At 52.7% G+C, this 8,555-nt stretch carries 7 protein-coding genes and 2 pseudogenes; 7 read left to right on the plus strand and 2 right to left on the minus strand.

Annotated elements, in window-relative coordinates; all coding sequences use genetic code 11:
• The 3 genes and pseudogenes from QOS01_RS09820 to QOS01_RS09830 all read left to right on the plus strand — a co-directional run.
• Positions 1-330 (plus strand): annotated as a pseudogene (locus QOS01_RS09820) (hypothetical protein); the annotation flags it as partial.
• Between the two features lie 24 nt (positions 331-354).
• Complete coding sequence (locus QOS01_RS09825; RefSeq protein ID WP_283622196.1) at positions 355-987, plus strand: MarR family winged helix-turn-helix transcriptional regulator; 633 nt, start codon at positions 355-357, stop codon at positions 985-987.
• A 70-nt stretch (positions 988-1,057) separates the two neighbouring features.
• Complete coding sequence (locus QOS01_RS09830; RefSeq protein WP_283622197.1) at positions 1,058-1,705, plus strand: NAD(P)-dependent oxidoreductase; 648 nt, start codon at positions 1,058-1,060, stop codon at positions 1,703-1,705.
• Positions 1,706-1,797: 92 nt separating this feature from the next.
• Here QOS01_RS09830 and QOS01_RS09835 read toward each other — a convergent pair whose 3' ends face one another.
• Both QOS01_RS09835 and spx read right to left on the minus strand, forming a co-directional pair.
• Positions 1,798-2,889, minus strand: a complete 1,092-nt coding sequence (locus tag QOS01_RS09835; protein WP_283622198.1) for an FRG domain-containing protein — start codon at positions 2,887-2,889, stop codon at positions 1,798-1,800.
• Positions 2,890-2,994: 105 nt separating this feature from the next.
• A complete protein-coding gene (gene spx / locus QOS01_RS09840) occupies positions 2,995-3,402 on the minus strand; it encodes a transcriptional regulator Spx (RefSeq protein ID WP_283622199.1) in 408 nt (135 codons plus the stop codon).
• A gap of 222 nt (positions 3,403-3,624) precedes the next feature.
• On the opposite strand from spx, the pseudogene QOS01_RS09845 reads away from it, so the two are divergent.
• The 4 genes and pseudogenes from QOS01_RS09845 (at position 3,625) to QOS01_RS09860 (ending at position 8,187) form a co-directional block, all read left to right on the plus strand.
• Positions 3,625-4,894, plus strand: a pseudogene (locus tag QOS01_RS09845) (AAA family ATPase).
• Positions 4,895-4,957: 63 nt separating this feature from the next.
• Positions 4,958-5,899, plus strand: coding sequence for an Lreu_0056 family protein (locus QOS01_RS09850; RefSeq protein WP_283622200.1), 942 nt, complete (start codon positions 4,958-4,960; stop codon positions 5,897-5,899).
• A 19-nt stretch (positions 5,900-5,918) separates the two neighbouring features.
• Positions 5,919-6,515 (plus strand): cation transporter, encoded by a 597-nt coding sequence (locus QOS01_RS09855; protein ID WP_283622201.1) that lies wholly within the window; start codon positions 5,919-5,921, stop codon positions 6,513-6,515.
• A gap of 358 nt (positions 6,516-6,873) precedes the next feature.
• The gene (locus QOS01_RS09860) at positions 6,874-8,187 is read left to right on the plus strand and encodes an MFS transporter (RefSeq protein ID WP_283622202.1); all 1,314 of its coding nucleotides are present in this window, start codon (positions 6,874-6,876) and stop codon (positions 8,185-8,187) included.
• Positions 8,188-8,555: the final 368 nt, after the last annotated feature.

Below are 8,555 nucleotides of genomic sequence, written 5' to 3' on the forward strand. Positions count from 1 at the left end.
GTTGAGGTAACACCATTAAAGACCTTGATGGGTTTTTCTGTCCACTTAAATGTTCAACTTAAATTTTACAATCTGCCTATTATAAAACGACTTATTGTAGCGCAGCTAGTGATCCGAACCGGCTCTTCATCAAAATATATTTTGGTACCGAAATATATTGACAAGCGAAATGGAGAGGATTATATTATATACATCGGTACCGAACTAAAAATAATGGAGGGTGAGAATATGCTGACCAATCAACTAATCGCGCTTGCTGCTATGGCAGTGATTCTTGCATATTTATTGTCCGACAACCCATTGCCGACCGTTAAATATAAGAAAGACTAACGATGAATGAGGAGGAATTTAACCATGACTGAAATTAGTGACCAAGAATTAATCCACAAAATGTTGCGGAGTCTCGCTGTCCTACGCACTAAGTCCTTCGGGGATGCGGGCCCCCAGTTTGGCCCCGCAATGAGAAAATTTGGCTTTGGCAAAGGCGGCTTCTCCCCGGCGGGCCCAAAGCGGGGGCCAATGTTTCGCCACGGTGGCTTTTCACCAATGTGTGGCGCCCAACCAATGTCTGCTGGCCCAGCAGGTAACTGGGGTGCAGACCCACATATGATGGGCCCACGTCCGGGAATGGGCGGCCTGAACGGCTTTGCTGGTCGGCAGGGACTCGTGCGGGAAAACCTCTTGACGATTATTGCCGCCGCTCCGGAAGGCATCCGGGCCAAGGATGTCGCCAAAAAGGCCGGTATCAACCAGTCGTCGACATCCGAGTCCCTAAGTAAACTCGAAGATAATGGCTACATCAAGCGGACCGTTGACCCGGCCGACAAGCGGGCAACCCTTATTTTCCTCACCGACCTGGGGAAGGCCCGGGCCAACGAAATTAAGGACCAGCAGGAGGCCGTGTTTGGTCACCTCTTTGACAACCTGACGGCGGATGAAAAGGACGAGCTGGCCCGCCTCCTTGATAAGATTATCGACGGCGAGTAGGAAGCCTTGTGCTTACTGGTGAGCGCTATTTTGTGGTAGGGTAACTATAAAATAGTAAGGAGCGATGGCAATGACAAAACTAGCGATTATTGGTGCTTCTGGAATGGCCGGGAGCGCAATTTACAAGCAGGCAGAAGCAATTGATGGATTGGCAGTAACGGGGATTATCCGTAACGAGACCAAGGCTCACGAGGTGTTGGGCCCAGCCGCCAACCTGCTTGCGGGGGACGTATTGACGTTGAACGATGCCACATTGGGAGAGCTTGACGTCATTGTGGACGCCTTTAACCCAGGACCGGCGCACGCTGATCAGCAGATTGACCTGGCGAAGAAGCTGGTCAAGGTGGCAAGACAGTCCCCAACCCGGCTGATCTTCATCTTGGGTGCCGGTAGCCTGCGGACGGGTAGTGACCGCTATAATTTTGTGGAAGACATTGCCAAGACCCCGGGCGCGGAGAAGTGGATCAACACGCCCCGCCAGCAGCTGAAGGAGTACCAGTACCTGATGACGGTTCACGACGTTGACTGGCTCGGTATTTCGCCGTCCGCCATGTTTGTGGCCGGCCCGGCCGGTAAGTACGTTGTCGGTGGCGACGACCTCCTGGCTAACGGAGATGGCCAATCACAAGTCACGGCGGGGACCATGGCCAAGCTGGTTACCAGTGAAATTACTGACCCACACCACCACCAGGAACGGATTACCGCAGTTGATGCTTAAATTGATAGATAGAGTAGGCCCTTCACAAACATAAAGAGGACCCTAGTGTTCAGATTTTTCAAACACTAGGGTCCTCTTTATTTACTGTGTTGTTAGAGTCCCAGGTACTTATCCTTGATCATTTCGGCCTTCTTGGCGTGGTCCTCAGGATAGATGAAACTGTAGTCGATCCCCAGTTTGGCTAGTTCATCCAGGATTGGGCGCTTGTACTGGGCGGGGATGATGTACTTCTCCTTTTCGTCCGGGTTCTCGGGGTTGTAGAGGCTGAGAATATCAATTGCCAGCTGGGCCCGCCGTTCAACCTCTTCGTAGTCAATATCGACTGACTGGTCGTATTCGTCGCCAATGAAGGGCACGAAGAGGAAAAGCCCCTGCTGGTTCTCCATCCGCCGGCTCATCCGCTTACTGGTGACAATCTTGGGCACAATTAGTTCGAGCGGGTTCAACTTGTTGGCAAAACTGGGGATGTCCCGCTTGGCCTCCTCGAACAGGCGGAGGAAGGGGAGGGTCTTGAGGTCGTGCTTGAACTCGGCAAAGTAGTTGGAGTCCTCGTCCTCAAAGTAGTTCAGGTAGTCATCGCTCCATAGGCGGTGTTGCTGGGCAATGTAGCTGTTGTCCAGCTGGTAGAAGTTCTTTACAGTCTGGAAGAAGGAACTCTTGTCGGCCATCGACTGGCGGGCGAGGGACGATTCCAGCTGCATTTCGTTGCTGAAGGCGTTCTTCTTGAAATAGTTGTGGTTGGTGAGCCCACTTTTGAAGCTGTACTCCTCAATGAGGTTGTGCCAACCGCGCTGGTTCAGCATCTTGGCCAGTTTATCTGGGTTGGGCTGGTCCTTGTAGACGTAGACCTCACCGTTTCCCTGGCCACCCTTGACCGCAAAGAAGAGGGCAATCAGGGGGTTAGAACTAACATCCAGCAGCCGGGTTGGCAGGTGGTAGTGTTCCATCAGGGCCATCCGTTCGAAATTAGTTCGGCACTTTTCAAAAAGCTGGGGGTCGGTCATCAGAAAGTCGTTGAACAGGTTATCCTCATTGTCGAGCAGCTTCCGACTCCGAAAAATCGCTGGTAGGGTGTTGGAAAAAGCGTCATCCTGCCCCCGGAAGTAATAGTTATGTTCCTTATTGTTGATCAGCTTTTCGATTTCCTGGATATAGTTAGAAACGGTCTGGATGTTATGAATCATTGCACTAGCCTGCCTTTACAAAGCCAAAAACGCGTCTTACCCCTATATTTTAAATTAGGGTGGCCCGAAATGCTAGTATAAGCGCTCAACACTTTCTGGCACTCACTAGGCAACCTCTGCTCGTGACTGAACGAGCCGCAGCTCCATGAGCCGGACCTTACGGGGGATGAACTGGCGGATATCGTCCGCGTTATAGCCAATCTGGAGGCGGCGGTCATCAACGATTAGTGGGCACCGCAAAAGGGATGGGTGCTGGTTGATCAGTGCCAACAGTTCCTTTAATGATAGATGATTACCAGTAAGTTGGGCCTTGAGTTTGGCATAGGCCTTTGAGCGGGTGCAGATAATGTCTTCGGTGCCGTTTTCCGTCAGGTAGAGGATCTGCTTGAAGTCCGTAAAGGAGAGGTGGTTAGTGGCGACGTTCTGTTCAACGAAGGCCAAGTGGTGGTCCTTTAACCAGGCCCGGGCCTTGCGCGACGAACTAGAACGTGGTGACACGAAAAGTTTGATCATTTATAAAAAACTCCCTTCTTAATTAACTGATTATCATCCAAGATAAACCAGGACGTAACGTTACAGTCAAGCCCTGTTGCGTATTAGCCGCCAAGGAAGGGAACATACGTTATAATTGGGAGAGTTTAATCGAGAGGAGGGCCAAAATTGGCTGAAGACATATCACTATTTTCCACGAACGGTCCCAGTGGTGGGCACTTCAAGCAGCCCCTGGCCGACCGGATGCGGCCTCAGAAGCTAACCGAAATGGTGGGGCAAGAGCACCTGTTGGCGGCGGGTAAGCCCTTCCGCCAGATCATTGACCAGCATATCCCGATTCCCTTAATTTTGTGGGGGCCACCGGGGACGGGAAAGACGACTTTGGCCCACGTGGTTGCCAACGAACTTCACTACCCATTTGAGCAGTTCAACGCCAGAATTGAGAACAAGGGCCAGCTGACTAGGCTGATCAACCGCCACCCCACGGAATCGTTTGTCCTCCTCCTGGACGAAATTCACCGCCTGACCAAGCCAATCCAGGACTACCTGTTACCATACTTGGAGAACGGCCACGTCCTCTTAGTCGGGGCAACAACGGAGAACCCCCATTTTGTCACTGGTCCCCGCTATCCGGTCGCGGTGCCAGATTTTCGAGTTTCACCCCCTGAAGACGACGGATATCCAGAGGATGGTCGTCCGGGCTGCCCACGAGGCCTTTGACTACTCGATTCCCGACGAGATTGCCCACATGATTGCTAACACCGGCAACGGGGATGTCCGGACCGCCCTAAACGTCTTGGACACCCTCTACGCCATGCACCAGCGGGACCTGACCCTCGACCAGGTAAGGGCCTTCAGTCGTCAGCAACACCTGGCGTATGACAAGGACGCCACCCAACACTACGATTACTTGTCAGCCCGGCGGGATTCGGTCGAGGGCTCCGACGCGGATGCGGCCCTCTACTACCTGGCGGTTTTGCTGGAGGCCGGGGACCTGGAATCCGTGGTCCGCAGCTTGAAGAATATGAGCGCCCTGGACATGGGTCTAGCCGATCCGGCGCGGGCTGCCCAGGTGATTACCTTGGCTAATACCGCCTTGGAGATTGGCCTGCCGCGGGCCAGTACCCACGTGGCGATGGCAACAATGCTGCTGGCGATTAGCTCCCGGTCAGACTCAGTCATGCAGGCCTACCGGCGGGCAGCTAAGGATGCCAAAAATGCGAGTCAGCACCCGATGCCAGCCTATCTCCGTGACGCCCACTACAAGGGTGCCGATAAGTTGCGGGGTGCCGGTGTGATGAAGAACATGTTTGAAGAACCAAAGAAGGTAGCTAAGCAACCCTACCTACCGGCTAACCTGGTGGGCCGCCACTACTACGAGCCGGCACCCAGCAAGAACGAGCAGCAGCTGTACTACCAGTACCAGAAGCTGTTCGAATACATCTACCAGCGGCCGTTTGAACCCAACAATAAGATGAGCCACTTCGACCACTTCAACCCGTACCAGGAATAATTTTGATTCTCCACGACGAGCAGCTATAATTAGCCTAGCTTAGTAAATTGGGAGGAGAATATTATGAAGAAATCATTGAAAACAGGAATTACTCTAGCGGCGACTGTCCTTGCCCTGTGTGGTGGAGTTGCCGGGGTTCGTCCACAACTGGTCCGGGCTGCAAGCAGCGCCGCCACGAGTAAGACTCTTGATGCCCACCACCTGACGCCGGCCCAGACCGCGGCGTTAGTTTTGTACTACGGGGCCCACCACCTGCCGGGGGGCAACAGTCGTGACTATTCTGCCCACATGGCCCAAAAAGGGCAGGGCGCCGTGGTTAAAATCTGCAATAAGGACAACGTGCCCAAGGGTGAGGGTCCGCTCTACAAGAGCTACCCTAATGGAGCCAGCCTCCTGTATTCGATGCAGCTGAATACCGGGATCAAGAATAACGGTAAGCATATCGATGCCCTCTACTACACGATTGCCGGCAACAAGTTCTACCTGGAAGATAGTGATGCCGGAATCAACGCGGACGGGGTAACGGCCAGTGAAATGGTGGCCTACGCGAAAAAGCACGGTGGCGTTGCCCGCATCCTGAACGTGGCGCAAAACACCAAGGTCAAGGACCTGCGTGGCCAGTCAACCGCCAAGGACGGCCTGACGACCCAGCAGCTGGGCACCCTGGTTGCCCTGTATGCCCAACCGGACTGGTTTAAACAGGGCGTCGGCAGTGGTGACATGTACTACGGGACCGATAGTAAGACCGGCTTCAGTTACGTGACCGCCAACGGGGACCCGACCAGCTGGGTGTACTTCAAGCGTGATGGGAACGACGTGACGGTCAAGTACGTTCATCCGGAAGGGGACCAGAGTGTGGCCGAAACGCCAACCACTACTAAGCACATCACCGTCTCCGGGCTCAAACGGGACTACTATACCAACCAGTCCCAAAAGGACGAGGTGAATGGCTATGCCAACCAGCTGCGGCCGGAATCAGAGTATAACGATGGTGAAGATGATTAACGCTAGGGAGTGACTGCGGATGGAAAGTCAAGGTGTTTACCGGCAGGGAATTGCGGTCGAGGTCTTCTCACTGACCTGGATGGTCCTCGAATTTGGGGTCGGTTGCTGGTCCGGGATCCGGGCGCACTCCCTGTTGCTCGTTGCCTTTGGCCTTGACAGCCTGCTGGAAATCATCTCCGGTGGGGCTTTGCTGTGGCGGCTGGTTGTTAGCAACCGTCTTGCGGCCAATGCGGTTGCCAAGGTCGAACGGCGGGCGAGCCGGATTGTTGGCTGGTGCCTGCTGGCGCTGGCGGCCTACATTGTTGTGACCTCCGCCTATAACCTGCTCAACCACCAGGGGGCCGAAAGTAGCTTGCTCGGCACCCTAATGGCCCTGGCGTCACTAATTTGCATGCCAATCCTGATGACAATCAAGCTCCGGGTGGCAGGGCAAATTGACTCCGCAGCCTTGAAGGAAGATGCCATGTGCAACTTGACCTGTGCCTACACTGCTGGGGCCGTTCTGGTTGGCAATTTGCTGACCATCTGGCAAGGCTGGTGGTGGTCGGACAGTGTCTTTGCCCTCATTTTAGTGATCTTCATCGTGAAGGAAGGTTTGGAAGGAGTCCGGGCCTAGGCTGTTGGCTAAGATTAAAAATAAATGTGAAAATTTATTGCATTTTAATTTAGCTTATGATAATATGTAAAACATTAAATCAACGAAAGCGAGGACAAGAAGATGCCTTTTACTGCTAACGCACAAGTGAAGATTATTATTATTCGGATCATTGAATAGGTGATGCGGATAATTTAGTGCTGTTCGCGTCACGGGGATGCGAGCAGCGGCGGTAGCGACATTTTCTTGTCAGCCGGTTAGACTGCTCTGCGGTCTAGCCGGCTTTTTGTTTTGAAGGGATGTGAGGACAATGGAAAGCGACATTTTAACCAAAAGAGATGGCAAGCGATGAATTAAGAGAATATGTGAGGTAAATACTATGGAAAATTCAGTAACAACAGCAACGAGCACCCTGAAGTTGGAACGCGACCCCGTAAAGACGGTCATCCTGGCGTCAATGATGGGGACCGCAATTGAATTCTTTGACTTTTATGCCTACGGAACTGCTTCTGCTGCATACTTCCCAAAGGTCTTTTTCCCGCAGATGACGCCGTTACTAGCGACCCTGCTTAGCCTTTTGACCTTTGGGGTGGCCTTTGTTGCTCGTCCGGTGGGTTCGTTCTTGTTCGGCCACTATGGCGACCGTCTCGGCCGCAAGAAGACCCTGGTTGTCTCCCTGCTGGTGATGGGGGTGGCAACCGTGGCCATCGGCTTCATCCCGAGCTACCAGGTCGTGGGCGTATGGGGTGCCCTCCTCCTATGCCTGTGCCGATTTGTCCAGGGAATTGGTCTTGGGGGCGAATGGTCGGGTGCCGTCTTGGTCGCCACTGAGAACGCCCCAGCAAACAAGCGGGCGCTGTATGGTGCCTTTCCTGAAGTGGGGGCCCCAATCGGGTTCTTCCTCTGCAATGGTTTATTCTTTTTCTTGGAGCGGGTCCTTACGCCAAGCCAGATGATGAGCTTCGGCTGGCGGGTACCATTCTGGGCCTCCGCCGTCCTGGTGGTTATCGGCCTCTACGTCCGGCACCGTCTTCAGGAAACACCGCTGTTTAAGTTGGCCCAGGAGCGCGACAACACGACCAAGTCACCACTGCGTGAAGTTTTCAAGTCCAACTGGAAGGAAATCTTGAAGGGGACCTTCATCATGGGAGCCACTTACGCCCTCTTCTTTACTTTAACTACCTGGTCCCTGTCGTTTGCGACTACTGCGCTGGGCTTTTCTTCGTCGGAGTTCTTGCTCTTGTTAATGGGGGCCATCGTCGAATTCGCGGTCTTGATCATGCTGACCTCTGTTTTGGCAGACCGGGTTGGCCGGAAGAAGGTTCTGATGACGGGGTCCGTGGCCCTCGTCGTCTTCTCCTTGGTCTTTCCATACTTTCTGACTGGCCAGCACAACCTGGTCGGCGTGCTGCTATTCCTCGGTGTGGGCTTTTTGGTAATGGGAACCCTGTATGGACCGGTGGGGGCCGTCCTGCCGGAACTATTTCCGACTAAGGTTCGTTATTCCGGTGCGGGAATCACCTATAACTTAGCTGCGGTGGTCGGTGCGGCCGTTGCCCCAACCGTGACTACCTGGCTAATCGCTAACTGCGGGCTCCATTCAGCTGGCTACTACATGCTGGTCCTGTCAGTTCTCGCAGTTGTCTCCTGGATGCTGACTAAAGAAACTAAAGATGTTGATTATACTAAGTAGTGATAAATAAAAGTGCCCAGTGGGGAGGATTTTCCTTCCCGCGGGGTATTTTTTATGTCGTTGAATGGCAGTGCTATCGGCAAACTAGCCTTTTTGAATGATAACAGTAAACCGTGACACGGTAAAAATTAGCTAAGCTGCCCGTACTATCCTTATTTTTCAGTATCCGGAAAGGCCGGAAATAGGCGAGGTAAAACGTATTAATTAACTATAAATACGATAAGTGAAATTTCAGTTAACGGTAATTATTTATCGAAAAATATTATTTTTGATGAATAAATCAAAAGTAAATGGCAGATTGCAAGAAATAACTTGAACGAATTTAATGACGTAAATTAAGCAGGAAGATCTCGATTGGTGTGCGCCAG

It is taken from the genome of Limosilactobacillus avium (genome assembly GCF_947381485.1).
In the GTDB taxonomy this organism is placed as follows: Bacteria; Bacillota; Bacilli; order Lactobacillales; family Lactobacillaceae; genus Limosilactobacillus; species Limosilactobacillus avium.